This window comes from Snodgrassella sp. B3837 (assembly GCF_026535955.1).
GTDB classification, from domain to species: domain Bacteria; phylum Pseudomonadota; class Gammaproteobacteria; order Burkholderiales; family Neisseriaceae; genus Snodgrassella; species Snodgrassella alvi_E.
In genome coordinates, this window is the sequence record NZ_JAFNPI010000013.1 from 463 (window position 1) to 1,348 (window position 886).

Sequence of the window (886 nt, forward strand, 5' to 3'; positions counted from 1 at the left end):
GAGGTTGTTGAGGGTACGGCCATCGGGCAAGGTGGTGGCGATGCGGTTGCCCAGTTGGTCGTACTGATGGCTGAGGGTGCCGTATGCGGTGGTTTCGCTCAGCAGGTTGCCGATAATGTCGTAGCGAAAGGTGATGATGTCCGCAGCAGCTTCTGCCGGTAAGCCGGCTTTTTTGTAGCCGACTTTGATGAGGTTGNATCGGGGGTGTGTTTGCCAATCAGTCGGCCGATGGCGTCGCGTGTGAAGCGGTGGGTGATTTCGGCGGGGCTGCCGGCAGCAAAGTGAACGGCGCTGACGTTATCCAGTAGGTCGTAAGTCAGCTTTTGTTTACGTCCGTCCAGATCGGTCTGTTCGGTTAGGCGGTCGCCGGCGTCGTAGGTGAATTGGTAATGCTCGCCGTTTTCGTTGGTTAATGTAGTCAGCCGGCTATAGGTATCATAGTGAAAGCGGATGCTGCGTCCGGCGCTATCGGTGCGTCGGTGCACCAGTCCGCGGGGATCCCGATGGTAGTGGGTGGTGTGGCCGGCAGGGTCGGTATAGGTCAGTAATTGTCCTGCTGCATTGACGCTGAAGTGTTCTTGGCGGCCATCGGGCAAGGTGGCGCTGATANCGGCTGCTGTTGCCGATGGCGTTGGTGATGTCGGTCAGGTTGCCATGGCGGTCGTAGCCAAGCTGGGTCAGGGAGCCGGAGCAGTCGGTGTGTTGGATAAGCTGGCCGTTCGGGTTCCAGCGCAGGTATTTGTGCCCACCTCTGGCATCGGTGATTCTGGTTATTTGGCCGTGCTGGTCGTATTGGTAGTGGGTACGTTGTTTTAAGGGGTCGATGACGGTCAGCAGGTTGCCGCGTTCATCATAGTAGTAGCGCCAGGTGCTGCCGTCGGGGTCG